At 35.7% G+C, this 25,875-nt stretch carries 23 protein-coding genes and 1 tRNA gene; 9 read left to right on the top strand and 15 right to left on the bottom strand.

Features of this window, described 5'->3' with window-relative positions; translation table 11 throughout:
* Positions 1-94: 94 nt before the first annotated feature.
* Entirely contained in the window at positions 95-2,281 is a 2,187-nt protein-coding gene (locus RNZ46_RS03480; protein ID WP_316983996.1) for a glutamine synthetase III family protein, read from the bottom strand.
* 269 nt (positions 2,282-2,550) lie between these two features.
* On the opposite strand from RNZ46_RS03480, the gene RNZ46_RS03485 reads away from it, so the two are divergent.
* On the top strand, positions 2,551-3,561 hold the full coding sequence (locus RNZ46_RS03485) for a glutamine synthetase beta-grasp domain-containing protein (protein ID WP_316983997.1): 1,011 nt from the start codon (positions 2,551-2,553) through the stop codon (positions 3,559-3,561).
* A 79-nt stretch (positions 3,562-3,640) separates the two neighbouring features.
* On the opposite strand, the gene RNZ46_RS03490 is transcribed toward RNZ46_RS03485, so the two are convergent.
* Positions 3,641-4,591, bottom strand: coding sequence for a calcium/sodium antiporter (locus RNZ46_RS03490; protein WP_316983998.1), 951 nt, complete (start codon positions 4,589-4,591; stop codon positions 3,641-3,643).
* Positions 4,592-4,944: 353 nt separating this feature from the next.
* Here RNZ46_RS03490 and RNZ46_RS03495 point away from each other — a divergent pair, with 353 nt between their 5' ends.
* The 3 genes from RNZ46_RS03495 to RNZ46_RS03505 all read left to right on the top strand — a co-directional run bounded on the left by RNZ46_RS03495 (position 4,945) and on the right by RNZ46_RS03505 (position 8,254).
* Positions 4,945-5,304: a BlaI/MecI/CopY family transcriptional regulator gene (locus RNZ46_RS03495; RefSeq protein ID WP_316983999.1), complete on the top strand. Its 360-nt coding sequence runs from the start codon at positions 4,945-4,947 to the stop codon at positions 5,302-5,304.
* 2 nt (positions 5,305-5,306) lie between these two features.
* Entirely contained in the window at positions 5,307-7,433 is a 2,127-nt protein-coding gene (locus tag RNZ46_RS03500; protein ID WP_316984000.1) for a M56 family metallopeptidase, read from the top strand.
* Positions 7,434-8,101: 668 nt separating this feature from the next.
* Positions 8,102-8,254 carry an SsrA-binding protein gene (locus RNZ46_RS03505; RefSeq protein WP_316984001.1) on the top strand — a complete coding sequence of 51 codons (153 nt, stop codon included), beginning with the start codon at positions 8,102-8,104 and terminating at the stop codon, positions 8,252-8,254.
* 8 nt (positions 8,255-8,262) lie between these two features.
* Here RNZ46_RS03505 and manA read toward each other — a convergent pair whose 3' ends face one another.
* Together manA and RNZ46_RS03515 are read right to left on the bottom strand one after the other, a co-directional pair.
* On the bottom strand, positions 8,263-9,465 hold the full coding sequence (manA, locus tag RNZ46_RS03510) for a mannose-6-phosphate isomerase, class I (RefSeq protein WP_316984002.1): 1,203 nt from the start codon (positions 9,463-9,465) through the stop codon (positions 8,263-8,265).
* 398 nt (positions 9,466-9,863) lie between these two features.
* A tRNA-Arg gene (locus RNZ46_RS03515) sits at positions 9,864-9,937 on the bottom strand.
* An 82-nt stretch (positions 9,938-10,019) separates the two neighbouring features.
* On the opposite strand from RNZ46_RS03515, the gene RNZ46_RS03520 reads away from it, so the two are divergent.
* On the top strand, positions 10,020-10,649 hold the full coding sequence (locus RNZ46_RS03520) for a Crp/Fnr family transcriptional regulator (RefSeq protein WP_316984003.1): 630 nt from the start codon (positions 10,020-10,022) through the stop codon (positions 10,647-10,649).
* 124 nt (positions 10,650-10,773) lie between these two features.
* Here RNZ46_RS03520 and mnmC2 read toward each other — a convergent pair whose 3' ends face one another.
* Complete coding sequence (mnmC2, locus tag RNZ46_RS03525) at positions 10,774-11,505, bottom strand: tRNA (5-methylaminomethyl-2-thiouridine)(34)-methyltransferase MnmC2 (protein ID WP_316984004.1); 732 nt, start codon at positions 11,503-11,505, stop codon at positions 10,774-10,776.
* A 1-nt stretch (position 11,506) separates the two neighbouring features.
* Positions 11,507-12,010 carry a DUF4920 domain-containing protein gene (locus RNZ46_RS03530; protein ID WP_316984005.1) on the bottom strand — a complete coding sequence of 168 codons (504 nt, stop codon included), beginning with the start codon at positions 12,008-12,010 and terminating at the stop codon, positions 11,507-11,509.
* 93 nt (positions 12,011-12,103) lie between these two features.
* On the opposite strand from RNZ46_RS03530, the gene RNZ46_RS03535 reads away from it, so the two are divergent.
* Positions 12,104-13,171 (top strand): branched-chain amino acid aminotransferase, encoded by a 1,068-nt coding sequence (locus RNZ46_RS03535; protein WP_316984006.1) that lies wholly within the window; start codon positions 12,104-12,106, stop codon positions 13,169-13,171.
* Positions 13,172-13,248: 77 nt separating this feature from the next.
* On the opposite strand, the gene RNZ46_RS03540 is transcribed toward RNZ46_RS03535, so the two are convergent.
* Complete coding sequence (locus RNZ46_RS03540) at positions 13,249-13,635, bottom strand: nucleoside triphosphate pyrophosphohydrolase family protein (protein WP_316984007.1); 387 nt, start codon at positions 13,633-13,635, stop codon at positions 13,249-13,251.
* 400 nt (positions 13,636-14,035) lie between these two features.
* On the bottom strand, positions 14,036-14,431 hold the full coding sequence (locus RNZ46_RS03545) for a hypothetical protein (RefSeq protein ID WP_316984008.1): 396 nt from the start codon (positions 14,429-14,431) through the stop codon (positions 14,036-14,038).
* A gap of 122 nt (positions 14,432-14,553) precedes the next feature.
* Between RNZ46_RS03545 and RNZ46_RS03550 the strand changes: the two genes are divergently transcribed.
* A complete protein-coding gene (locus RNZ46_RS03550; RefSeq protein WP_316984009.1) occupies positions 14,554-14,997 on the top strand; it encodes an Lrp/AsnC family transcriptional regulator in 444 nt (147 codons plus the stop codon).
* Between the two features lie 4 nt (positions 14,998-15,001).
* Here the strand turns inward: RNZ46_RS03550 and RNZ46_RS03555 are convergent, their stop codons facing one another.
* A complete protein-coding gene (locus RNZ46_RS03555) occupies positions 15,002-15,508 on the bottom strand; it encodes a hypothetical protein (RefSeq protein ID WP_316984010.1) in 507 nt (168 codons plus the stop codon).
* A gap of 41 nt (positions 15,509-15,549) precedes the next feature.
* Complete coding sequence (locus RNZ46_RS03560) at positions 15,550-16,761, bottom strand: MDR family MFS transporter (RefSeq protein WP_316984011.1); 1,212 nt, start codon at positions 16,759-16,761, stop codon at positions 15,550-15,552.
* Between the two features lie 278 nt (positions 16,762-17,039).
* On the opposite strand from RNZ46_RS03560, the gene RNZ46_RS03565 reads away from it, so the two are divergent.
* Entirely contained in the window at positions 17,040-17,642 is a 603-nt protein-coding gene (locus RNZ46_RS03565) for a DUF1684 domain-containing protein (protein ID WP_316984012.1), read from the top strand.
* Between the two features lie 112 nt (positions 17,643-17,754).
* Here the strand turns inward: RNZ46_RS03565 and RNZ46_RS03570 are convergent, their stop codons facing one another.
* The 3 genes from RNZ46_RS03570 to RNZ46_RS03580 form a co-directional block, all read right to left on the bottom strand.
* On the bottom strand, positions 17,755-18,639 hold the full coding sequence (locus tag RNZ46_RS03570; RefSeq protein WP_316984013.1) for a hypothetical protein: 885 nt from the start codon (positions 18,637-18,639) through the stop codon (positions 17,755-17,757).
* Positions 18,640-18,785: 146 nt separating this feature from the next.
* Positions 18,786-19,151 (bottom strand): fluoride efflux transporter CrcB, encoded by a 366-nt coding sequence (gene crcB / locus RNZ46_RS03575; RefSeq protein WP_316984014.1) that lies wholly within the window; start codon positions 19,149-19,151, stop codon positions 18,786-18,788.
* An 8-nt stretch (positions 19,152-19,159) separates the two neighbouring features.
* Complete coding sequence (locus RNZ46_RS03580) at positions 19,160-20,182, bottom strand: SRPBCC family protein (protein ID WP_316984015.1); 1,023 nt, start codon at positions 20,180-20,182, stop codon at positions 19,160-19,162.
* Positions 20,183-20,557: 375 nt separating this feature from the next.
* On the opposite strand from RNZ46_RS03580, the gene RNZ46_RS03585 reads away from it, so the two are divergent.
* On the top strand, positions 20,558-22,597 hold the full coding sequence (locus RNZ46_RS03585) for a dipeptidyl-peptidase 3 family protein (RefSeq protein WP_316984016.1): 2,040 nt from the start codon (positions 20,558-20,560) through the stop codon (positions 22,595-22,597).
* 384 nt (positions 22,598-22,981) lie between these two features.
* On the opposite strand, the gene RNZ46_RS03590 is transcribed toward RNZ46_RS03585, so the two are convergent.
* Both RNZ46_RS03590 and rpsO read right to left on the bottom strand, forming a co-directional pair.
* On the bottom strand, positions 22,982-25,234 hold the full coding sequence (locus RNZ46_RS03590) for a polyribonucleotide nucleotidyltransferase (RefSeq protein WP_316984017.1): 2,253 nt from the start codon (positions 25,232-25,234) through the stop codon (positions 22,982-22,984).
* 347 nt (positions 25,235-25,581) lie between these two features.
* Positions 25,582-25,851: a 30S ribosomal protein S15 gene (gene rpsO / locus RNZ46_RS03595; protein WP_316984962.1), complete on the bottom strand. Its 270-nt coding sequence runs from the start codon at positions 25,849-25,851 to the stop codon at positions 25,582-25,584.
* Positions 25,852-25,875: the final 24 nt, after the last annotated feature.

Raw genomic sequence — 25,875 nt, forward strand, 5'->3', positions numbered from 1 at the left:
CGAGCAAAAAGATTGTAGCGTAAAGCCCGACCCCTTTATGGGGTAACGCCCAACTTCTTGAAAACCCCGAAGTTACGGTATCGCTAAAAACGGACTACCTCGTAAACAGCAATTCCCGGTATTTGGTTAGTGGCCAAATCTCATCGTCCACCAGTAATTCCAACTTATCACAGTGGTAACGGATATCTTCAAACAAAGGTTTTACCTTAAAGCAATAAGCTTGCGCTTTCTTTTCTACATCTTCAATGGCATTGGCTTTCTTTCTTTCGTTAATCATTTTTGTAACATTGGCGTTAATGTTTTCTATATGATTTGATATTTGCTCGATTAAATTAAGCTGCTCTTTAGAAACCTCTTTGAATTTATCATCAAAAATTTCTTTTAGCCCTTTTACATTTTCAATTAAGGTATTTTGATACCTTACCGCCGTTGGAACGATATGGTTTCGAGCTATATCGCCCAACACCCGTCCTTCAATTTGAACGTGCATAATATAAGCTTCAATCTCTATTTCGTAACGTGCCTGGGTCTCAATATTACTCATAACCTGCATTTCCTCAAACAAGGCCATACTGTCTTTTGATATTTTGGCTTTTAATGCCTCTGGGGTGGTCTTATTATTGCTCAACCCTCTTTTTTTGGCTTCTTTTTCCCAAGCTTCGCCATAGCCATTGCCTTCGAACAAAATACGTTTTGAGGCTTTGATATATTCGCGCAACACATTAAAAATAGCTTCGTCTTTTTTTAGTCCTTTTTCATCGATCAGCTTATCAACTTCCATTTTAAAATCTTTTAATTGCTTCGCTACTATGGTGTTTAAAACCGTCATAGGGTCGCCACAATTAGCTGTGGAACCCACGGCTCTAAACTCAAACTTATTACCCGTAAATGCAAATGGCGATGTGCGGTTTCTATCGGTATTGTCTAACAAAACATCCGGAATTTTCCCCACTACATTTAATTTTAATTCGGTTTTCTCTTGAGGTGACAATTTACCTTTGGTAACACCTTCCAATTCTTCTAAAACCTTGGTTAATTGTTCACCAATAAACACAGATATAATAGCCGGAGGAGCTTCGTTGGCGCCCAATCTGTGGTCGTTACTTGCCGAAGAAATGGTAGCTCTTAATAGTGCTTCGTGCTTGTTAACCGCTTTTATGGTATTTATAAAAAAGGTTAAAAATTGCAAATTACTCATCGGTGTTTTTCCGGGAGCCAACAAATTAACACCGGTATCTGTGGATAACGACCAATTGTTGTGTTTACCCGAGCCATTGATGCCCGCAAATGGTTTTTCGTGAAACAGCACCTTAAAATTATGGCGCGATGCCACACGCCCCATAATATCCATGAGCAACGAATTATGGTCTACTGCCAAGTTAGCTTCTTCAAAAATAGGCGCCAATTCAAATTGGTTTGGTGCCACTTCGTTATGTCTTGTTTTTACCGGAATGCCCAAAAGCATGCATTCGGTTTCCAGCTCGCGCATATAACTTAAAGCCCTGCTAGGAATAGAGCCAAAATAATGGTCGTCCAACTGTTGTCCTTTGGCAGCGGAATGCCCCAATAATGTACGGCCTGTTAAGGCAATATCCGGACGAGTCGCTGCCAAGGTTTTATCGATTAAAAAGTATTCCTGCTCCCAACCTAATGACGAGGTTACTTTTTTTACGTTTTTATCAAAATATTTACAAACCGCCGTAGCAGCACTGTCTACAGCCTGCAACGCTCTTAACAAAGGTGTTTTATAATCTAAAGCTTCGCCCGTGTACGCCACAAAAATGGTAGGAATACAAAGCGTTGTACCATAAATAAACGCTGGCGATGTAGGGTCCCAAGCCGTATAACCACGCGCTTCAAAGGTGTTTCGAATACCACCACTGGGGAAACTTGAGGCATCCGGTTCCTGTTGTACCAATTGACTGCCTCCAAATTTTTCAATGGCCATACCATCACCAATCGTTTCAAAAAAAGCATCGTGTTTTTCGGCCGTTGTCCCCGTTAAAGGCTGAAACCAATGTGTGTAATGTGTAACCCCTTTTGACAATGCCCAATCTTTCATTGAAGAAGACACCTGATCGGCTATAGCTCTATCAATTTTTTTACCATATCGTATAGCATTCATCACTCCGGCAAAAGCATCTTTTGTTAAATATTGGCGCATGGAGTCTTCGTTAAACACATGCTTACCAAATATCGCTGAGCGACGTTCTTTCTCTTCAACAGTTACAGGCTTGGCTGAAAGCGATTTTTTTATAGCGTGAAATCTTAAAGTTGACATTTGAATAATTTTTAGATGTTACAACAAATTTTAGTTGCAAAAATAAACAGCAAAAACAATAAAAGCACAAAACAAAAAAGTTTGTTATTAACAATTTTTAGATTTTAGCATAAATTTATGTTCATTTTATAAAATTAACCCCTAAAAAATGGGGGCTAAATAAAAATAAAGTGAATGTTAATTAAAACACCCCCGCAAAACACACCGTGTTTCATAAAATTTTATATTTGTACCGTAATTATATAAATTGTATTTATAAACTATTCATTATGGCAAAATCAAAATTAGAGTATATATGGCTAGATGGTCATGAACCAACACAAAACATGAGAAGTAAAACCAAGGTTGAAGACGACTTTAGTGGCAAATTAGAAGATTGCCCAATTTGGTCTTTTGACGGTAGCTCAACCGAGCAAGCCTCTGGAGGCGCTTCAGACTGTTTATTAAAACCCGTAGCTATTTACCCAGATCCTACAAGAAAAAACGGTTTTTTAGTAATGGCTGAAGTTTTAAGTGCAGACGGAACGCCGCACCCTTCAAATGCAAGAGCGCAGATTGATGATGACAATGGGGATTTCTGGTTTGGTTTTGAACAAGAGTATTTTTTAATGGACTCTAAAACCGATTTACCTTTAGGTTTTCCACGTGGCGGTTTCCCTGGTCCACAAGGTAAATATTACTGTTCGGTTGGCGGACGCTACACTTGGGGTAGGGATTTTGTTGAAGAGCATGCCGATTTATGTATTGAGGCGGGATTAAATTTTGAAGGTATCAACCAAGAAGTTGCTCCAGGGCAATGGGAGTTCCAATTATTTGCAAAAGGCGCTAAAAAAGCCGGAGACGAAATTTGGGTGGCGCGCTATTTATTAGATAGATTAACCGAAAAATATGGCTATTACATTGAATACCATCCAAAACCTGTAAAAGGCGATTGGAATGGTTCTGGTATGCACGCCAACTTTTCTAACACCACTTTAAGAACTTGTGGCTCTAAAGAAGTTTACGAAAAAATATGTGAAGCGTTTAGACCCGTTACCGATGAGCATATTGAGGTTTACGGTGAGTTTAACGATGAGCGTTTAACCGGATTGCACGAAACGGCACATGTTTCCGATTTCTCATACGGTGTTTCTGATAGAGGCGCATCCATCCGCATTCCTATCATCACCGTTGAAAAAGGCTGGAAAGGCTGGCTGGAAGACAGACGTCCTGCCTCAAACGGCGACCCATATAAAATTGCCGGCAGAATTATTGAAACCGTTAAATCCGCAAAAATTTAGATCAAACAGATTAACTTTTTTGTTCATAAAAAAAACGCTAACATTAATTTGTTGGCGTTTTTTTTGGTATATATTTTTCTTAAAACTTGCCTTTGGTAAACACCAAAAACATAAATATACCGTAGGCAAATACTAAAACAAAGCCTTTTATTCGGCTTATTTGCATGCGTTTTGGCAAAAAAATCATGGGCAGTAAAACCGCTGAAAAAGCAAGCATCCAAAAAATATCGCTGGTTAGTATTTGTGGCTCAGTTACAGGAATTGGTTTTATCATGGCAGTCAGCCCCAAAACCGAGGCAATATTAAATATATTCGAGCCTATTAAATTACCCAACGAAATGGCTTTTTCCTGTTTTGCTGCTGCAATAACCGATGCTGCCAATTCGGGCACACTGGTACCTATGGCGATTAACGACACGCCTATAACTGCTTCGCTTACCCCTATGGCCGTAGCAATATCCTTGGCGCCATCAACCAGCCATTCACTGCCAAAATATAAGGCCGTGGCACCAATGAGCAACCACGTACCAATTTTAAAATTAGAAACCACGGCTAAACTTTCGTCAACTTCTTCTGCCAAGGTATCTTTTTTTGTATTTCTAATTAAAATCAACAGAAATAAAATAAGGCCAACAAATAAAATGGCACCCTCAAAAGTGGTTAACACACTATCGTTTTTGAGAAAAAAGTACATTGCCACCGAAAACAGCATCATCACTGGCCAATTGAGTTTATAAAAGGATTTATCGACCGCAATGGCCCCAACCATGGCCGTTATACCCAACACCAAACCAATGTTTGCAATATTGGAGCCCACCACATTATTGATGGCTATGGCTGGCGAACCGGAAAGCGCAGCTTGTAAACTCACCAATAATTCCGGTGCCGAGGTTGCAAAGGAAACTACCGTCATCCCAATTACCATTTTAGATATATTAAATTTAAACGATAAGGCTACGGACGAACGCACTAAAAACTCACCGCCCACTACCAACAAAATAAATCCAAGGATAACCCAAAGAATACTCATAAACCATATTTTTTTGCGAAGATAATATAAGAAATTACGATTAACGATTTTTGAATTACGATTTTTAAACAGACACTGAAAACTTAAATTTTAGTTAAATAACTATTATTTTAGTTGTATAACTATAAAAATAGTTATAAGTTTGTGTTGCGTTAGGGATAGAAGCGGCATCCTTTTTTACTTTTTCGTAAAAAAGATATAGCGGATAGCCCGACCGAAGTGACTCCTGCAAGGTTTTTTTCAACCTTGTAGGTATGGAACGTAGGTAACGCCCAAATAATTACGACTTGGAATAACGATATTTCCTCCCGATAGCTATTGGGATTGGTGGACCAATAAAAACTAAATTTTCGATGCAAAAGCTAACAAACAAAGAAGAAGAAATTATGCATATTTTATGGAGGCTAAAAAAGGCTTTTGTAAAAGATGTGCTTGCTGAAATTACAGACGACAAACCGCATTACAACACGCTATCGACCATAATCAGGAACCTGGAAGAAAAGGGTTATGTGGCTTACAATGCCTACGGAAAAACGCACCAATATTACCCTATTGTGACCAAAGAGGATTACAGAAAACGGTTTATGACGGCGGCCATAAACAACTATTTTAACAACTCGTACAAAAACGTAGTATCGTTTTTTGCCAAAGAGGAAAAGATAAGCGTGGACGAGCTTAAGGAGATAATCGCTTTAATTGAAAAACAAAAATAGCCATGGAATATTTACTTAAAGCCAGTGCCGTTATTGCCATTTTTTACCTGTGCTACAAACTGTTTTTACAGCGCGACACCTTTTTTGAAAGCAACCGTTGGTTTTTACTTTTGGGGTTGGTTACCGCTTTTGCGCTGCCCTATGTTGTGATCCCTATTTATATTGAGTATACGCCTATGCCCATCCAGAATTTTGTAATTAACGATGCTTCTGTTTTGGCTGAAACACCCGAAACGCCTTTTAATATATGGCACCTTGCCTTTGTTATTTATACCATTGGCGTTGTTTTGTTTTCCGTTAGGTTTTTGATGCAATTGGGCTCCTTAGCTTTACTAATTGTGAAAAACAAAAAGCATAAGCAAAACGGATTTACATTTATTGAAACCCAAAAGGAAACGCCTCCTTTTTCGTTTTTTAGATGGATTGTTTTTAATCAAAATCAGTTTAAAGAAACGGAGTTGCAGCATATTATCGCCCATGAAAAAGTGCATGTAAAACAATACCATTCCATTGATATTTTAATATCGCAAATCGCCGCCATAATATTTTGGTTTAACCCCATTACGTGGTTTTACAAAAAGGATTTACAGCAAAACCTGGAGTTTATTGCCGATTATAAAGCGCAAAAACAATCGGGCTGTAAAAAGAGCTACCAGCATTTATTATTAAAAACAAGTGTGCCCAATCAGCACATGGCCATCACCAATAATTTTTATAATTCATTAATCAAAAAACGAATCGTTATGTTACACAAATCAAAATCGAAAAAAATCAATCTTTTAAAATACACTTTGGTTTTGCCTTTTCTCGCCCTGTTTTTAATGGGGTTTAATACGGAGAAGGTTTATGTTGAAAAGGTTTTGGACAATGATAGTTCAAATAAAACTACAAACAAAGTAGTACAGCAAGAAATCAGAAAAGAGAATGATAAAATAAAAATAATTTTTAGAAAAAATCTGTCGGATAAAGATTTAAACAAGATTAAAAAAAAGCTACAGAATATGGGTGTTGTTTTTACATATTCAGAATTAAAACGAAATGCAAAAGGAGAAATTACAAAAATTATAACGAAATTTGAAACTGAAGGTGGTAGTTGTATTTATAATAGCGATCAGTCACCAATCGAACCTTTTTATTATTTTAAACACGAAGAAACTTGTGGAGTTGGAGGTATTGAACACATAAAAACAGTTAATGATGAATTTGATTTTAACAACTCCAAAACCTTGGATTTTGGCAGTAGCAAAAACTCACATAATTCTAAAACGAAACTCAAGCGAACTACTGCAAAACAAAAACCTAACACTCAAAAAATCAAATCTTTTAGCGTAACCATTACCAAAAATTTCACCGATAAAGATTTTGAAAATGCCATTAAAAAAGGAAAAGAAAAGGGTGTGTCTTTAAAATTCAGTAAAATAAAGCGAAACTCAAAAAATGAAATCATCGGTATTTTTGCTGAATTTAAAACCGAAAATGGCTCTGGCAATTATAGCTTAAATGGCGACAAACCCATTAAGTCTTTTACTTACAAGCAAAATAGCGAAGGGTTTGGTTTTGGCACTGAAATAAAAACCAAATATGTTATCTCTAAATCAGGTAAAGTGATAGACACTTTACATTCTAAAAACAAAAACGGTTATGTGTTTATAACTTCTGATTCTATACATTTTTATGAAAACCAAAAAGCACTTATAGCTGACAGCATTCATTTTAATAAAAATGATGGCAAAAAAGGTAAATATGCTATTGTTGAAAGCCATAGTAATGTTGAAGTTATTTCTGATGAAGACCATGATGAAAATGTTGAAGTTATTGTTGAAAGCGACGGCAGCAATGAAGCTGAAGATGTTATTATTTTAAAAAGTGGAAAACCTCTAGGCAAATCATATAAAATCAAAACTATTGGCAAAAGTAATGGCAATGATAAAATCCATATTTCTACAGACAGTGATAAAGAACCATTGTATATTTTAGACGGTAAAAAAATTAAAAAAAATAAATTGGACGCCATTAATCCAAACGATATTGAAAGCGTAACGGTACTTAAAGGCGAATCGGCTATTGATAAATACGGAAAAAAAGCAAAAGATGGCGTGGTTGAAATTACTTCCAAAAAGAAAAACTAAATACATCTAAATTCAGCACTTAAAGACACTCCAAAATGGGTGTCTTTTTTTATGCATTAAATTCAACAAAAAAGATGAAATCGTTAATTTTCTTTAATTTTTTAACGAAAGCCCCCTTGGTTTTTTATAATCATTCAAAAAAACGCCTACAATTATTACGAATTAAAATAATTATAACCATTTATAGTTTCAATTTACAACTTCATTAAAGACAGTCACATAAATACTAAAATTAAAATCATCTTTTCAATTACAAATCTACATTCAACTTCGCAGATTTACATAAAAACATTTGGTGGATATATTCCAAAACATATATCTTAAAAAAACATTGATATAACAATACCATTTCTGATTTAAAATGACTTGAATAAAAAGCAGTTATTTTTTTATTAGGCGATAAAGAAAATGAAAGCATAGCCCAAGCTACGGTTCCTTTTTATTTTGAAGCATCAGAAAAAAAAGAGCAATTTTTAACAAATTATTTTGAGTTGGAAATGGTATCAACATTTACTAACCTTTAAAACCCTAAAATTATGATGACTCTTGCAAAAATTATGATTGATATTATTTTAGTTATAATCTCAATTATATAACACCAAAAAAAGTAAAACTTAGTCTAGAATAAGTTTTACTATTTTTACCTTTTTTAAAGAAGGGTTTTAAAAATGAAAAAGCAAGTATTCAAATTTTTAGCAAAGGTTAACAAACTAGTCTTACCAAGTTATTCTAAACGGCAACTGGATTTGGCAAAAGCCACAAAACTACAAATGGCTATTATTGGTTGGCGCGTTTACGTTACAAAAAATGCTTTGGATTGATTTTCTTTTTATGGCGCCGTTGCTTTATACAGGGTTGCGGTAGATTGCGAAACGATGCTATACTCGCAATTGGCCTCTAAAAACACCGATTCGCCTTTGCCGATATGCAACGTTTTTCCGTTTGAAGTAATTTTAGCTTCACCTTCAATAACAATTAAAATTTGTGCTGTTTTTGATTTCGATTGATAGGTTTCCGATGGTTTTAAATCTATTTTACTCAATTCAAAATCGGGTGCCGGTGTTTTATAAATGCGCTCAATATTATCGTCTTGCAAAGTACCCTGCATCACATTTGGTATGGTTTCCTCAAAAGCCACATGCTTTAACAACTCGGGAACGTCAACGTGTTTTGGCGTTAAACCACCGCGTAACACATTATCGGAGTTAGCCATGAGCTCCATATTTTGTCCTTCGAGATAGGCATGCGGAATTCCGGCATCTTGAAAAACAGCTTCACCTATATTGGTTTTAACAATATTGAAAAAGTAGATGGAATAAATGCCTTTGTCCAAAACATCTGTATCTGCTGCAGTATCCACAGCTTTGGCCGCCCAATAATCGGGTGTGGATTTATCTAACTTTCCTTGTGAATACAATGGCATAATCCGATTTACCAAGGGTTTTAAAATGCGGTTGCTGTCGTCGTCGGACTGATCCATCACTGTTTTGTACAAACCAAAATAGCCCGCTTCTTCAAAAACAGGTAATAAATCGACAAATTCTGGGGTGGTTTTTAACCGTTCAATCAATTCATTTTTTGGCAAAAAACCGTGTAGCAACCAAAACTCACTAAGCGCCACCATAATTTCTGGCTTATGGTTGTCGTCTTTATAATTTCTATGAGGCGCTGTTAACGGGATGCCTAATTCATTTTCGCGCTTAAACCCTTTTTCTGCCTCTATTTTGGTGGGGTGCACTTGAATGGACAGCATATCCTTTACATCCAACACCTTAAAAAGAAAAGGTAACCGTCCGAAGTTTTCAGCAATTTCCGCTCCTAAACTTTCAATGCGATTGGATGCTATGTGGCTATCTAAATTTTGATATCCGTTAGCAGTTGTTATTACAGAAGGCGCATTGGCATGAGCGCCCAACCAATATTCGGCACATTTTTCGGTACTGCTTTCTATTCCTAATAATTGTGGAATATAGTGAGTTCCGCCCCAAGCGTAATGTTGTATTTTTCCTTTTAGCGCAAATAATTTCGACATCCTTATTTAGTAAATGATTAATAACACACAAATTTAAACTAAACGGCGCAAAAGGGGAAATAAAATGTATTGTAAAGCACAAGAGGCTACCTGAAAATCCAATTCTTTGCAGTATTTAGCTTGTTGAAGTTTTTTAACTTATTTGATAATCAATATCGGTTTCGATAAGTTCAACCTGATAAATTAAATTCTAAACACTTTCAAGACAGCTTCTTAAAATATTTTGTAACCGAAGCGGCATAATACAAACTTTTTAAAAAGCAGTATTCATGTAATTATCAAATTTCACAAACAGGATTCGCTTCGCGCATCCTTCACAGCTCCGCTTTGAAAATGAAAAAAGCAAAAAGAAAATTTTGAGTAAACTCAATTTTCTTTTTGCTTTTTTCATTTATTCGTGACCATGGCAGGATTCAAACCTGCAACCTCTTGAGCCGTAATCAAGTGCGCTATTCAGTTGCGCCACATGGCCTTTTTTGTGGATGCAAATATACATTTTTTATTAAAACCCCACCAAACTTTTATTTCAAATTTCAAAATGGTTATTTTTGAGCATGTCTAAAGAATTACTACAACAAAACTTCAACCACCTTTTAGATGATGATCTCATTAATGAAATCTATCAATCGGGTGTTTTTAAAACCTTTAAAAAGCAGGATATTGTTATCGATATCGATCAAACCTTAAAGCACATTCCGCTATTATTAAGCGGCAGTATCAAAATACTTCGGGAAGATAACGACGGGAACGATTTGCTCATTTACTTTTTAGAAACTGGAGAAACCTGTACCATGTCGCTTACCTGTTGCATGGGCAGCTCAAAAAGTAAGGTGAGAGCAGTGGCCGAAAAAGATTCAAATTTAGTCATGATACCGGTGGCATTAATGCAAAAGTGGTTTCATAACAACGAAAGTTGGCGGAATTTTATTTTAGAAAGCTACCAATCTCGTTTTAGTGAAATGCTTGAAACCATTGACGACCTTGCCTTTATGAAAATGAACGAGCGTTTGTACAAGTATTTAATCCATAAAACAAAGTTGAATAGCTCAAAAACCATTATTGTAAAACATTTAGATATTGCTGAAGATTTACATACGTCTCGTGTGGTTATTTCGCGTTTGTTAAAACAATTGGAGAACGAAAACAAAATAAAATTGAGCCGAAATAAAATTGAAGTTTTATAACACTACAACTCCCCGAAATCGAGCTTAAATTTTAAAGTGCGCCATTGGGTTTAACACGCTATTGGTTTGAGTTTGCCGATTGTTTGGTTGCCCTCTGAATCTTTCTTTTTGGAGGCGCTGAATGTTAGGCTTTTTTGCAAGCGCGTAACATTTCACGTTTTCCCGGAGGCCCTGGCAATCGCTGAACTTTAAAACCTACAGCCTCCATAGCACGCCTAACACTCCCTTTAGCGGAATAGGTTACTAAAACCCCGTTAACCTTAAGAGCATCATACATGTTTTGGAAAATGCTTTCAGTCCATAATTCCGGTTGAACACGGGCTCCAAAAGCATCAAAGTAAATAATATTGTAATGCGACTTTTCTTTAATTTCTGAAAAAAATCGCTTTTGCTTTTTTAATGAAAAATGCCTTGTGATTTTATGCAATGCTTCCCAAGAAACTTCGTGCAACTCTTTAAAAATCGCGCTTTTGTCTTCAGCTTTTAGTTCTATGGGATAGTTTAACTGATTGATTTCATCCATTAAAACAGGATAAGCCTCAACACCAGAATAAACCATATTAGTCTTTAACTTTTCAGCTTCCAATAACGTAATAAAAGCGTTTAAACCCGTGCCGAAACCAATTTCTAATATCGAAATATTATTGGACTTTTCCGACTCCCCCACAACAATATCATCCTTTGTTTTTTGAGATGCTTCGCTTTGCTTTAATTCAACAAAATAATGCAACCCGTGTTTTACAAACACATGATAAGCCTCTTGTATGGCACCGTGCTTGGAGTGGTATTGCTCGTCCCATTCCGGTAAATGAATGGTTGTTGAGCCATCGGCCGTTTTTACAATTTTACGCTGCAAACTATTGTTTTAATAATACGCCGTCGGCTTCAAAAGAATATGTTTTTTTAGGCTCCGTAATGCTCGCTATTTCTTCGGCAGACTTCCCTTCATCTTCGGCATAGTGGCGCTGCTCATCAACCGAAACCTCAGTCACATAAGCTATACCATTAATAATCACTTCCTTTCCCGCAATATCCTTAGGCATAAAAATGGCATAATCCTTAAATTTTACCATCACTTCTTCGTTATCGCCCAAATCCAAAGTCATCCAACAACCTTTAGATTGGCACACTTTGTTAACGGTTGCAGTCATTTTAGAGTTAATGCTGTCGCCAACGCTCATGGTTTTATAATGCGACGCCATAGATGCCGCGGCAACCGCATCATCAGCAATTATAGTGTTTCCAAAAGATGCATAGTCCACTTTTTCAGTTTCAATTTGCTTTTCTTGTGGATTCTCTACTTTGTTTTTACAAGAATTTAACACAAACAGACAGATAATTGTTAAAGTTATTGGTTTCATTATATATAATTTTCAATTTTAAACGATTTGTTGCAAATATATCATTTTTAATTGCGTTTTTCCTTAAATTTGCAGCCTAAAACAACGTAAATTATGAATGCTTTAATGAATGATATCGAGGTTATAAAAACCAAACATTCCAAAATTAATGAAGTAGATTTTGACCATTTAAGCTTTGGAAAAACATTTTCTGATCACATGCTTGAATGTGATTATAAAGACGGTAAATGGCAAGCGCCGAAAGTGGTGCCTTACGCCCCTATTACTTTAGACCCTTCGGCTAAGATTTTTCATTATGGGCAGTCTATTTTTGAAGGCATGAAAGCCTATAAAGATGGTGATAACAACATATTACTTTTTCGTCCTTTAGATAATTTTAAACGATTGAACATTTCAGCTAAGCGTTTAGCGATTCCTGAATTACCGGAAGCTTATTTTATGGAAGGTTTAAAAGCGCTTTTAAAGGTTGACAGCGACTGGATTCCTAAAAATGAAGGCAGTTCGTTATACATCAGACCTTTTATTTTTGCAACAGGAAAGGGGTTTCATGCCTCGCCTGCCGATGAATACAAATTTGTAATTGCTACCGCACCCTCGGGTTCGTATTTTGCTGGAGAATTAAAAGTTTTAATTGAAGAAAAATATTCGCGTTCTGCTAATGGTGGCGTTGGTTTTGCCAAAGCAGGCGGTAATTATGCCGGACAGTTTTACCCCACGCAATTAGCTATTGAAAAAGGCTACCAACAGGTTATTTGGACCGACGATAACACCCATGAATATATTGAAGAAGCGGGTGCGATGAATATATTTATTCGTATAAATGACACCCTTATTACGGGCCCTACGAGCGACAGAATCCTTGATGGAATTACCCGTAAAAGCATTATTGAATTAACTGAAAAAGAAGGCATTCCCGTAGAGGTTAGAAAAATTACGGTTAGCGAAGTTGTTGAAGCTGCTAAAAATGGCTCTTTAAAAGAGATGTTTGGTGCAGGAACCGCTGCTGTAATTTCTCCAATATCTGGTTTTGGCTATAAAAATGAAGATTTTGATTTACCAAAATTGGAAAACACTTATGCCGATGCCTTAAAGAAACGTATCACCGACATACAAACCAACAAGGTTGAAGATCCTTTTGGATGGCGTTATAAAGTAATTTAACAAAAAGACACAAGTTTCACGAATTGACACTAATAACGGTACAAACGATTAGTGTCAATTCGTGAAAATGTGTCAACTTATTTATCTAAAATAGATTCAATATTGGGTTTAAAATAATTTGGGCCTTTAAGCACTTTACCATCTTCACGATAAATAGGCTGTCCGTTTTCGCCCAACTTGCTCATATTGCTTCGCTGAATTTCGTTAAACACGTCTTCAATTTTATGTTGCATCCCGTGTTCAATAATCGTTCCGCATAAAATGTAAAGCATATCGCCAAGGGCATCGGCCACTTCTACCAAATCATTATTGTTTGCCGCTTCCAAATATTCTTCGTTTTCTTCTCGCATCAATTTGTAACGCAGCATATTTTTGGCCATTCCCAAATCGGCTTTCGGTGTTTCTCTGTGCCCAATTTTAAATGCGGTATGAAAAGCTTTTACGGCCTCAATTTTATTTTTCATTTAATGTTTTATTTCATTTCCGCAACAGCGAAAATATCGTTCTTATTAATTAAATTTGCATAAAAATAACTATATGTTTAGTAAAGGTCAAATCATTTTTGGAGTTTTATTTTTTATTGTTTTTGCTGTTGTTATTGGTTTTTCCTACCGCAAAGATTTAAAGCTTCACCAGCGCTTTTACAAAGGTAGTTTTTGGATGTTGATCGCCTTTATTGCATTTATACTAGGCATTGTTGCCATTAAGTTCTTTTTAAAGTAATTTTGCTACTTGCTATACCAACAAGACGTTTTTGAAATTTAAAACAGTGTTGAAAATACTTGCCAATCGATATCTGAAAAAAAACTCAGATACTGACATTGTTAAATATTAAAAAAGAAAAAGAAAGACCCCTCAGACACATTACAAAGTCAGCAACCAAGTGCGTTGCAGTTTTTTGAATTTCTTGAGTTCTTTACGTAAAATGGGTAAAAAATCTTTACCATTACTATTCGCTCGTTCTAAGCGGTACGAGTTTTTGTAAAGTAAGTTTGTAATACGCTTAAGCGAAGCAATGTGCTTGTGTTTTTTTTCTGAATAACGCTCTAATTCCGCATTGGCAATTTCGGGCGCTAAGGAAACTGATTGCTGAACAATATCACCGGAAAAATAAATATTAGAATCTTCAGACCCATCCTCTTTTAAAACAGATAAATCGTGATTTAAATAGGAAGATATATTTTGTGATAACACAAAAATATCCAATGCTTTTTTATAAATCGGTAATTCCGATAGGTTTTGTGGGGTATTCGTTGACATTTTATTTTTTCTTAAGCAATTTTATCAAAATTACTCACAAGAACTCACATTGTTCTTTTGATTTTAAAGTAAATACGTATATTTGCTTTAAATATTAATGTTTTATTATTTGATTTCATTAAATGAGTATTGATAGCCTAAATAAGAAGATTTTAAAGTGTTTGCAACAGAATGCTAGACAATCTAATGCGGAGATTGGACGGCAGGTTGGGGTTAGTTCGCCAGCGGTTTCCGAGCGTATTAAAAAAATGGAAGATTTGGGTGTTATTGAAGATTACAAAACCATTGTTTCGCCATTTGAATTAGGGTATCAGTTTAAAGCCATTATCACCTTACGTGCTTTTATGGGTAAACTAAAACCCTTTTTGGAAAAAGTAAAAACCTACGACGAAGTTATAAATTGCTATCGGATTACGGGCGACGAAAACATAGTGATGGAAGTGGTTTTAAAAAACCAAAAACATTTAGAACAGTTTATTGACCAGCTTATAATTTACGGTGAAAGTAAAACGCAAATTGTATTATCGCGAGTAGTAAAACACAAGGAGATTAAGCCTATTGAGTAAGTGGTTAATCTTCAAAATCATCTAAATTAAACGGCAAATCATCATCAGGATCTTTATCATCATAATTAATTCCTGGCGGATTAAAAAGCCCCCATCTATCGATAATATAATTCCAACAATCAAAGGTTTTTACCCATTCTGCAAATAAAACCCTAAATGCCTCAACCTCATTTCTCAGCAAGTCTAAATATTCAATATCTTTAAAACCGTGCATTTGTATGCCTCTAGCATCGGTAATGAGTTCTCTGGCGGATTTTCTAATGATGGCGGCGTTTTCCATTCTTATATCATAAAGCATATCTTCGGATGCAGCCCCAGCAATTTTTGCAGGTATTATCATGGCGTTTTCACTTAAATACCGTAGGTTGTTCTTTATCATTTCCGATTCTATTTCATTTTCAAATTCAATATCAGACTGTTCAACACATTCAACAATATGGTCAACCAATTTCTGTATTTCCATAGCTTTTTTAAAAACCGGTAGTTTCTCCCATTTTTCAATCATACTCATAGTTATTCCTTTCTTTCAAAATTATTATTCAAATTTCATCATTATATTTCATCTCTTACCCTATTATGCAACCACATGGCGAGTACCGTGGCAAGGGCTGCAAACGAGCCCGTAACCAACCAATTGATTTGATAGCCAAAATTATCTACAATACTCAAGCCGATTTTAGAACTGAAAATGTGTGCCAAAGAGAAGGCCATGGCGTACAATGCCATATAACTGCCCTCGAAACCTTCTTTTGCACGCTTTAAGGCAAAGGCATTAGTATAAGGAAAACCTAACATTTCGGCAAACGTAATAATAACCATGCTCACTATTAAAATGCCTAACCAGAAATTGTTGTACAGCACGTAAAAACTCAGCCCAAACAAAATACAAGATGCTATAATAAATTGCGTGGATTTTAAACTTTTTTTCTCCAAAAAATGTATGAATGGCATTTCGAAAATAACAATAATAGCCACATTTATAAACATAATGAGTCCGATGTTAAATTCGTTTAAACCAAATTGCTCTTCGTAATAGATAGGCATAGTCACTATCAATTGAAAAAACGTCATGCCCATTAAAAAGCATATCGCAATAAATATCCAATACGAGGTATCTTTGTAAATTACATTTTTAGCTTTTATAATCTTTTCGCTTTCTTCTGCACTCGGTTTATGCTTAACTTCTTTTACCAAAATATTAAATAAAACAATGGCCGTTATACAGGTTAAGCCATCAATCCAAAACAGCATATTATAACCTTTCATAACAATTATTAAGCCTGCCAATGTTGGGCCAACACCCATTCCTAAATTAATGGCCAATCGAATTAAAGCCAACGACCTGGTTTGGTTTTCCGGTTTACTGTACGCCTTTAGCGATACAAATAATGCTGGCCGAAACGTGTCGGCTACTACCATGATAAACAATATGGCAAAGCACAAACCCCAAAACGATGTAACGTATTGCAAGCCAATAAAACCAATTCCGGTAACAAATAGGCTTAAAACCATCACTTTATAAAAACCAATTTTATCGGTTAACCAACCGCCTAACCACGAGCCAATAAGCGAGCCTAAACCAAAGAAAACCAAAATCCAACCCGCATCATCTTTACTAAAACCTAGGTTTTTGGTTAGGTATAGCGACAAAAACGGAATTACCATAGTGCCCGCTCTATTAATTAACGATATTAAAGCGAGATACCAAATTTCTTTCGATAGGCCTTTAAAAGATTCGAGGTAATTGTTGAATAATATTTTCATTGGTTTTGGTTGTTAAAGTTGTTTCTATACGCTATAAATTTTAAATTGAAAGAGGACTAAAAATAAAAAGTCCGACTGTGAAGTCGGACTTTTTAATATTGTAATATTTTATAATCATATCACCACATTATATAATAAGTCCAACAACTTGCCTTTAAACAAGAGGTCCACTGCTTTCTATAAATAGTGACGTTATTATTCATTTTTCTTTATTGTAAGCAACAAATCTATATAAAATATTTGTAAGTTGCATTTTTGAAACGCAATAAATTTTAAAAATGAAAAAAATAGTTTTAGCCGTTTTACTCATTTCGGTAGTGGCTTGTGGGCAAGAAAAAAGTCCTGTTTTGGGTGAAACCGAATTTCAGAAAGAGCAAAATTCTTATTTTAAGGATGCCACAACATCACCATTAAAAGATAAAGACCGAAAGGGTTTTAAGGGTTTGGATTTTTTTAAGTTCGACTCTACTTATGTGGTTACCGCAGATTTTAAAAGAACGCCCAACGAGCCCATTTTTAAAATGAAAACCACCACCGATAGAACGCCGGAATATGTGAAATATGGCGAATTGAATTTTGATTTAAAAGGAAAAAACTTCAAGTTAAACATATATCAAAATCAAGGTTTAATTAATGAAGAAGGCTATGAAGATTATTTATTCCTACCTTTTTTAGATGAAACCAACGGGTTGGAAAGTTATGGTGGCGGACGCTATATTGATGCCAGAATACCCGTAGGCGATACCATGATTATAGATTTTAATAAAGCTTATAACCCCTATTGTGCGTATAACGAAAAATATTCTTGCCCCATTGTACCACGGAAAAACTATTTAAAAACCAGGATTGAAGCTGGGGTTAAGGCTTTTGGGAAGGATTGAGATTTGGAGGTTTTTTTGATGGTGTTATTGTGCATTACCAGTTGTGTGGTTTAGCAACTAATTTAGCAAATACAAAACAAATAGAAAATCCTTTAGGGTTTTCGCTAGCGGGCTAATGCTTGCAATTAATTTTAAACGGTGCTGTAGTGCGTTTTATTGATTCATAGTGTTTTTTAAATTCCAAAATCACTTTTTTCTTTACTGGATTCCAAAGTATAATTATCGAACCATTTTGTTCAAACACTTTTCCGTGATTCTTTTCTCCAAAATTTTTCATTTGAGCAAAATTGGATTTAAATGTTTTTATACCAGAACAATAATCCGCGAGTAAATCATATTTTACAGAGCCATATTTTTTTTCCAATTCCAAGAAGACTATTAAAATTCGAGAACATATAAAATCAGGATTTTTAAACCATTTTGGAATTTTTCTATATACTTTGTCTATTTCTTGTTCTTTTTGATTGAATTTTGAATATTCAGTTTTCTTAGATTTTCTATTTAGGTTTAAATTTGGTAATGATTTTTCCAATTCAATCGGTTTTTCATTGTTTAATTCCCTCAATTGATTCGTTATATCAATATGATTTTCGTCATTTAAAAAACTGTATGTTGTTGAAATTACCCAACCATTTTGATGTTCGTTATAAGTTCCATATTTTTCTGAAATCGACTTTGAACAGATTAGTCCTTTAATAACGGAACCTTTATTATTAAAAAGAACAACTGCTAAATAGTCAAAATTCCAAGAACGAATAATGCTCAATTGAGTAGTTAAATTACTCGAAATTTTTCTAGATTTAACTTGATATAAATTTCCATTTGGTGATTGAATATCCGCACTTGCATTTGATGCGGTCAAAAGTTCTCCTTTCAGATGTTCATTCACTAAATACTCCGCATATTCCCCAAGTAAATTTGAAGTCCTACCTAAACGCTGTTTTAATAACTCGGTTGTTATATTATATTCTTTCCATAGTTTTGCTGTTTCTTTCATCTATTTGGTTTTTTCTCAAATGTACTACAACTCGTACCTATGCTTCGTTTTAATGATTCTATATCCGTCATTACTATAACAATTCCGACAGCTTTTAGGACTGCACAAGTAAACGAAGCTATGTTTTTTTCTGATAAAGTCAAATCTCATTTCACCAAAAACATCCCCAAAAACACTGCTAAAAACCCCACTACAAAACTCCCCACAGTATATAGCGCAAAGCTTGTAAAATCACCAGATTTTAAAAACACATGGTTTTCGTAAGCAAAGGTTGAAAAGGTTGTAAAGCCACCACAAAAACCCGTGGCCAAAAGCAAGGTTTGATTTTGGGTGAGCGTATCGTTTTTTGCTGCCATCCCTAAAATGATACCAATAAGCAAACTGCCCAATATGTTTGCAGCAAAAGTGCCATAAGGTATACCTGTTTCGGTAGAGTTTAAATATTTGCCAATTACAAAGCGTAACACACTACCAAAACCTCCGCCAACAAAAACCAATAAAAGTTGTTTCATTTATAAGGCTATTCTTTTATAGGGATATAAATTTCGGTAATCCAATGCGCTGGATTTGGCACTTCCCCGGGGTCGGTTTGATAAATTTCAAAAGGAAGAATATCCGATTGCTCGATTTTGTTTTGTGCCAAATATTTTTGTGTGGCTTCCCATGCTTTTGGCAAATTGGTATAATTGCCCATCAAGGTTGTTTTTAAAACCTTCGTTTTAGGTATGTACCCACAAAGCACATTGCTTTCACCGGTAACCGTAACTTTGTTTTGCACGGGTATGGCTTGACTCATAATAATGCCATTTTCGGGGTTATTCATATTATGATAAATCGTAAACGGCATACCCGTTTGTTTAATGGAGTGGCTTGCCATATACCCCATTATTTCACCATATTGCTTGCCCATAATTTGACTAATGTTTATACCCGTTGCCGATGTTGTTTTATACATATAAAACCCGCCGCCATATTCGGTAATGCCATCTATATTTATGGTAAAAGCCTCCATACTATTCACAACAATACTATCTAATTTCTCAAGGCTTCGCTCGTAATGAGGGCCAATTTGTTTTTCCATGCCGCCCATTAAAACCGAAAACATTTTAAAAACAAAGGGCAAGTCTTTTCCCATAATTGTCCATGTAACGTCTGTTGAGCCATCATCGTTCGAATTAAAATCCCAACTCACATCCGATGGCGGAAATTCAGCAAACTGCATGCGTTGCTGTATGGAAGTATAAGGTGTAGCATCTGTAATTTCCATCGTGCCCACACCATCTTCGTCCTCCCAAGAATAAGACCCGTTAACGCCTTTGGTTTGTTCGGCCAAAGTAATGGTCATATCCGGATCGTCTTCAGCCCAAGACGACCACGCTTCCCAGTTTTTAAAATCGATAACATTATCGTAAATAACAGGAGCCGGTGCTTTAATGGTACGTGTTCTGGTCACTTGAAACTCATTGGGCTGAACGGCAATATAAATGGCGGTTCCAATAATGCCAATAAGTAATAAAAACAGAATGTATTTTAGTATTTTCATCTTAAAAAATTATAATAAATGTTGAAATCAAATATAATCATTTTAATCTTTGATTAACCCGTTATGAATTTTGAATGAAAATAATTTCAATATGTCAGTTCGAGTTATTTTGAGGAACGAAAAAATGTATCTAGAACCCATTTATGGTTCAAAAATTCTTATTCTCGATACAAATTTCACTCATTTCAATCGTAAAACTCACTCGAATTGACAGAATTCTGCCAAAATGCACAACAGGTTTTGATTAATAAATTATTACATTTGCTACTCTAAAAATAAAAATAATACAATGGAGCTTATTTATTTTGAAAATATCATAAATTCCTTAAGCTTAATTGGCTCTTTTTTAGGGAATAACCAAAACATTAAACACTCATGAAATTAAAATCAGTATTAAGTTTTGCTCTAGCAGCAACCTTTTTGTTATCGTGCGGAAATGACAAATCTGAAAAGAAAACCGATAGGGTTAAAGAAAATCAGTCCACAGCATTTAATTATAATGTTGAACAGTTTGCAGATATTAAAATATTGCGCTATCAAATTCCAGGCTGGGAACAACTCACTTTAAAAGAGCAAAAGCTGGTGTATTATTTAACCCAAGCAGGATTGGCAGGTAGAGATATTATGTGGGATCAAAATTACCGACATAATCTTAAAATCAGAAAAGCTTTAGAGCATGTTTACGCCAATTTTAAAGGCGATAAATCAACCGATGATTGGAAAGCTTTTGAAACCTACCTAAAACGTGTTTGGTTTAGCAATGGTATTCATCACCACTATTCCAATGATAAGTTAAAACCTGAATTTTCTTCAGATTATTTAAAAGATTTATTAGCTGAAACCAGCGCCACTTTAGAAGGTGAAGCTTTTGATGTTATTTTCAACGATGCCGATTCCAAAAAAGTAAATCAGGCCAAAGGCGTTGATAATGTCGCACTTTCAGCAGTTAATTTTTATGGCCCAAATGTTACCAACAAAGATGTTGAGACATTTTACGGAAAAATGAAATCTCCAGATCCTAAGAAGCCTTTATCTTATGGATTGAATTCTCAGTTGGTAAAAGAAAATGGTGAATTAAAAGAACGTGTTTATAAATCTGGTGGTTTATATGGTTCTGCAATCGATGAAATTGTTAAGTGGTTGGAATTGGCAAAAGGCGTAGCTGAAAACGAAGCCCAGGGCAATGCACTTGGATTATTAATCGATTATTATAAAACAGGCGATTTACAAACTTGGGACGACTACAATGTTGCGTGGACCGCGGCAACCGAAGGCAATATAGACTATATTAATAGTTTTATTGAAGTCTACAACGATCCACTTGGGTATAGAGGTTCTTATGAAAGTATCGTTCAAATCAATGATTTTGATATGTCTCAAAAAATGAAGGTATTATCGGATAATGCCCAATGGTTTGAAGACAACGCACCGTTAATGGACACCCATAAAAAGAAAAATGTGGTTGGCGTAACCTACAAAGTGGTTAATGTTGCCGGAGAAGCTGGCGATGCCTCTCCAAGTACCCCAATTGGTGTAAACTTACCTAATGCGAATTGGATTCGTGCTGCTGTTGGTAGTAAATCGGTGTCTTTAGGAAACATTATTCACGCTTACAACAATGCAGGTAGCACAGGACGATTAAAAGAATTTGTGCATGACGACGAAGAATTAAAACTAGAAGAAGCACACGGGCAACTAGCCGATAAATTACATACGGCGTTGCATGAAGTTATTGGGCACGCATCGGGGCAATTAAACCCTGGCGTTGGCGAAACCAAGGAAACCCTAAAAAACTATGCCTCTACACTTGAAGAAGGTCGTGCAGATTTGGTTGGGCTTTACTATTTATACCATCCTAAATTACAGGAATTAGGCTTGGTTAAAGATTGGAAAGCCGTTGGAAAAGCTGCTTATGATGGTTATATTAGAAATGGACTGATGACACAGTTAATCCGTTTAAATTTAGGCGATGATGTTGAAGAAGCGCACATGCGTAACAGACAGTATGTTTCGGCTTGGGCTTACGAAAAAGGAAAAGCGGATAATGTAATTGAAAAAGTAAACCGCGACGGGAAAACTTATTTTAATATTAATGATTACGATAAGTTACACGATTTATTCGGACAGTTATTGCGCGAAACCCAGCGTATAAAATCTGAAGGTGATTATGCCGCAGTTGAAGCTTTAGTGGAAGATTACGGCGTAAAAGTAGACCAAACTATCCACGCTGAAGTTTTAGAACGAAACAAACAGTTTACCTCAGCGCCGTACAGTGGTTTTGTAAACCCTGTTTTAGTTGCCGAAAAAAATGAAGCCGGAGAAATTACAAGTATTAAGGTGACTCAGCCAGAAACATTTCCCGGACAAATGCTAGAATACAGCAAAAACTATAGTTTTTTGCCAGAAGTGAATTAATTAAGTGTTATTAATAATTCCGTTTTAAAAAACAGAACCTTATTGTTTTCAAGGTTCTGTTTTTTTGTTTACACTAAAAGCCAAAAGAATCAAATTAACAATAATAAGGATGGCTATAATTACAAGTATTTTCATGCTTTTAGAATGTTTGTTACTCTATAGATACAAAACGTAACAAAAGGTTGCGTCAAATCTTACATTTATTTATATAACAGTTCAAAAAGGCTTTTCCCTAGTGTGGTTTTGGTTTTTTTTATCAGGTTACATAATCATTTAAAAAATAAAGTTTTCTACAAGTTTTTATAATACTAAAGCAAAAAGCCTGTTTCAGTCCCAAAGTAATGGGAAGAAACAGGCTTTATTAAATTATGGATTTAAAAAGGATTAATCCTCTTTCTTACCTTCTCTAGGTTTTCTGTCGTCACGACGATTATCACGTCCGCGATTGTCTCTACCTCTGTTGTCGCGTCCACCACGATTGTTGTTATCTCTAGGTGGTCTTGCCACATAACCTTCAGGTTTTGGTAAAATAGCTTTACGAGACACCTTTTCTTTACGGGTTCTAGGGTCAATACCAAAGTATTTCACATCAAAAACATCACCCATTTTCACAACATCCGATACGTTTTCAGTACGTTCCCATGCTAATTCAGAAACATGTAATAACACTTCATTTCCTGGAGCTTCAGTATATTCTACTACTGCACCAAAATCAAGCATTTTAATGACCTTAACTTCATACACGCTACCCACTTGAGGCTTAAACAATAAAGCATCTATTTTTGCTAAAACAGCATCAATACCTTTACTGCCAACACCTAAAATTTCAACAATACCCTCTTCGGTTACAGGGTCTTCGTTAATAACAATAGTTGTATCCGTTTCTTTTTGCAATTCCTGAATTACTTTTCCACCAGGACCAATTAAGGCTCCAATAAACTCATTCGGGATGCGTCTTGTAACCATTGTTGGCGCATGTTCTTTAACCTCGGCATTAGGCTCAGCAATGGTATCTGTTAATTTCTCTAAGATATGTAAACGGCCATCACGAGCTTGTTTCAAGGCATTTACAAGAATTTCATACGAAAGACCTTTTACCTTAATATCCATTTGGCAAGCGGTAATACCATCTGCGGTACCGGTTACTTTAAAATCCATATCACCTAAATGATCTTCATCACCTAAAATATCCGAAAGAACCGCATACTTTCCTGATTCAGCATCGGAAATCAATCCCATGGCAATACCAGAAACTGGTTTTATCAATTGAACACCGGCATCCATTAATGCCATAGTTCCGGCACAAACCGTTGCCATTGAAGACGAACCGTTGGATTCTAATATTTCAGAAACAACTCGTACGGTATAAGGGCTCTCATCTGGCACCATACCTTTTAAAGCACGTTGTGCTAAGTTACCATGTCCTATCTCACGACGCGATGTGCCACGTATGGGTCGCGCTTCACCGGTTGAAAATGGAGGAAAGTTATAATGTAAATAGAAACGCTCTTCACCTTCGTAAGATGGCATATCTATTTGGTTAGCTTCTCTTGACGTACCCAAAGTAACCGTAGCCAATGCTTGTGTTTCACCACGTGTAAAAAGTGCAGAACCATGTGTTGATGGTAAATAATCAACCTCACACCAAATGGGTCTGATTTCATCGGTTTTTCTACCATCTAAACGTAAACCTTCATTTAAGGTTAAATCACGAATAGCCGCTTTTTCAGCTTGGTAATAATATTTTGATACTAATCCACCAAAGTCTTCTAACTCTTCTTCGCTGAACGTAGCTTTGATTTCTTCTTTGATGGCTTCAAACGCAGCGCTTCTTTCGTGTTTAGCAGATCCTGCTTTTGCTATAGCATACACTTTATCATAAGCCATATCATGAATTTTCTTCGCTAAATCCTCGTCGGTTCTTTCTGGAGCGTATTCACGAACTTCTTTCTTTCCAAATGCTTCTGCCAATCTTACTTGAGCAGCACATTGTTCTTTAATGGCCTCATGTGCAAACTTAATAGCTTCTGCCATTTCTTCTTCAGAAATCTCATCCATTTCACCTTCAACCATCATTACAGAATCGGCAGAGGCTCCAATCATCATATCGATATCAGATTCTGCTAATTGAGCACGTGTTGGGTTAATAATGAATTCGCCATTAATACGACCAACTCTTGCTTCAGAGATTGGGCATTCAAATGGAAAATCTGATAATTGAATAGCTGCTGAGGCCGCTAATCCTGCCATGGCATCTGGCATAACGTCCTCATCATGAGACATTAATTGTATCATCACCTGAGTTTCAGCGTGATAATCTTTTGGAAATAACGGACGTAGTACCCTGTCTACCAAACGCATTGTCAATACTTCACCATCACTAGGCCTTGCTTCTCTTTTAAAGAAACCACCTGGGTAACGTCCCGAGGCAGCAAATTTTTCTCTGTAATCTACGGTCAACGGTAAAAAGTCAACATCCGACTGTTTGTAATTGGAAACAACTGTACATAATAACATACATTTTCCAGATCGCACTACAACGCTACCATGCGCTTGTTTTGCTAATTTTCCGGTTTCGATAGAAATTTCTCTACCGTCTCCTAGGTCAATGACCTCTTTAAAAACTTTTGGAATCATAAATTTTTTCTTGTAATTCGAGCACAATCATGCTCAAATCGTGTTAAACAATGGTCGTTGTGTTGTGTGTAGTTGTTGTGTGTTTGACCAATGAAAAACTATAATTAGCTTCTTCTCTTTTGTCATTGCGCGTCACGCTTTTTTTGCGTGATGTGGCAATCTGCCCTTTTTGGAAAGATTACCACGTCGTTACCTCCTCGTAATGACGTCGTAACGTATTTAAATAATTTGGGCGTTACCTAAAGGTCGGACTTTCCACTATATCTTTTTTGCTTTTAATGGCAAAAAAGGATGCCGCTGCAATCCCTAACGCTAAAACAAAAAAGAGGCTAAAAGGCCTCTTTTTCTTATTTTCTTAATCCTAATTCTTTAACTATGGCACGATATCTTAAAATATCCTTCTTAGTTAAATAATCTAGTAAAGCACGACGCTTTCCTACTAGCTTCACTAACGAGCGCTCTGTATTATAATCTTTACGATTATTTTTTAAGTGCTCTGTTAAGTGGTTAATTCTGTAGGTAAACAATGCAATCTGTCCTTCTGCAGAACCAGTGTCTTTCGCATTCTTGCCGTGTTTTTTAAAAATGTTCTCTTTTTCTTTTTGATCTAAATACATGCTAATATTATTGTAAATGATTGT

Origin of the sequence: Hwangdonia lutea (assembly GCF_032814565.1) — a bacterium.
In the GTDB taxonomy this organism is placed as follows: Bacteria; Bacteroidota; Bacteroidia; order Flavobacteriales; family Flavobacteriaceae; genus Hwangdonia; species Hwangdonia lutea.

What these genes read in the sequence shown, in the direction of transcription:
- crcB (WP_316984014.1), bottom strand. Translation starts at nt 19,151, where the DNA reads ATGAAACAACTTTTATTGGTTTTTGTTGGCGGAGGTTTTGGTAGTGTG.
- RNZ46_RS03545 (WP_316984008.1), bottom strand. Translation starts at nt 14,431, where the DNA reads ATGTCAACGAATACCCCACAAAACCTATCGGAATTACCGATTTATAAA.
- RNZ46_RS03490 (WP_316983998.1), bottom strand. Translation starts at nt 4,591, where the DNA reads ATGAGTATTCTTTGGGTTATCCTTGGATTTATTTTGTTGGTAGTGGGC.
- RNZ46_RS03585 (WP_316984016.1), top strand. Translation starts at nt 20,558, where the DNA reads ATGAAATTAAAATCAGTATTAAGTTTTGCTCTAGCAGCAACCTTTTTG.
- RNZ46_RS03485 (WP_316983997.1), top strand. Translation starts at nt 2,551, where the DNA reads ATGGCAAAATCAAAATTAGAGTATATATGGCTAGATGGTCATGAACCA.
- RNZ46_RS03500 (WP_316984000.1), top strand. Translation starts at nt 5,307, where the DNA reads ATGGAATATTTACTTAAAGCCAGTGCCGTTATTGCCATTTTTTACCTG.
- RNZ46_RS03565 (WP_316984012.1), top strand. Translation starts at nt 17,040, where the DNA reads ATGAAAAAAATAGTTTTAGCCGTTTTACTCATTTCGGTAGTGGCTTGT.
- RNZ46_RS03480 (WP_316983996.1), bottom strand. Translation starts at nt 2,281, where the DNA reads ATGTCAACTTTAAGATTTCACGCTATAAAAAAATCGCTTTCAGCCAAG.
- RNZ46_RS03550 (WP_316984009.1), top strand. Translation starts at nt 14,554, where the DNA reads ATGAGTATTGATAGCCTAAATAAGAAGATTTTAAAGTGTTTGCAACAG.
- RNZ46_RS03540 (WP_316984007.1), bottom strand. Translation starts at nt 13,635, where the DNA reads ATGAAAAATAAAATTGAGGCCGTAAAAGCTTTTCATACCGCATTTAAA.
- rpsO (WP_316984962.1), bottom strand. Translation starts at nt 25,851, where the DNA reads ATGTATTTAGATCAAAAAGAAAAAGAGAACATTTTTAAAAAACACGGC.
- RNZ46_RS03555 (WP_316984010.1), bottom strand. Translation starts at nt 15,508, where the DNA reads ATGAGTATGATTGAAAAATGGGAGAAACTACCGGTTTTTAAAAAAGCT.
- manA (WP_316984002.1), bottom strand. Translation starts at nt 9,465, where the DNA reads ATGTCGAAATTATTTGCGCTAAAAGGAAAAATACAACATTACGCTTGG.
- RNZ46_RS03495 (WP_316983999.1), top strand. Translation starts at nt 4,945, where the DNA reads ATGCAAAAGCTAACAAACAAAGAAGAAGAAATTATGCATATTTTATGG.
- RNZ46_RS03505 (WP_316984001.1), top strand. Translation starts at nt 8,102, where the DNA reads ATGAAAAAGCAAGTATTCAAATTTTTAGCAAAGGTTAACAAACTAGTC.
- RNZ46_RS03520 (WP_316984003.1), top strand. Translation starts at nt 10,020, where the DNA reads ATGTCTAAAGAATTACTACAACAAAACTTCAACCACCTTTTAGATGAT.
- RNZ46_RS03580 (WP_316984015.1), bottom strand. Translation starts at nt 20,182, where the DNA reads ATGAAAATACTAAAATACATTCTGTTTTTATTACTTATTGGCATTATT.
- RNZ46_RS03530 (WP_316984005.1), bottom strand. Translation starts at nt 12,010, where the DNA reads ATGAAACCAATAACTTTAACAATTATCTGTCTGTTTGTGTTAAATTCT.
- RNZ46_RS03560 (WP_316984011.1), bottom strand. Translation starts at nt 16,761, where the DNA reads ATGAAAATATTATTCAACAATTACCTCGAATCTTTTAAAGGCCTATCG.
- RNZ46_RS03535 (WP_316984006.1), top strand. Translation starts at nt 12,104, where the DNA reads ATGAATGCTTTAATGAATGATATCGAGGTTATAAAAACCAAACATTCC.
- RNZ46_RS03590 (WP_316984017.1), bottom strand. Translation starts at nt 25,234, where the DNA reads ATGATTCCAAAAGTTTTTAAAGAGGTCATTGACCTAGGAGACGGTAGA.
- RNZ46_RS03570 (WP_316984013.1), bottom strand. Translation starts at nt 18,639, where the DNA reads ATGAAAGAAACAGCAAAACTATGGAAAGAATATAATATAACAACCGAG.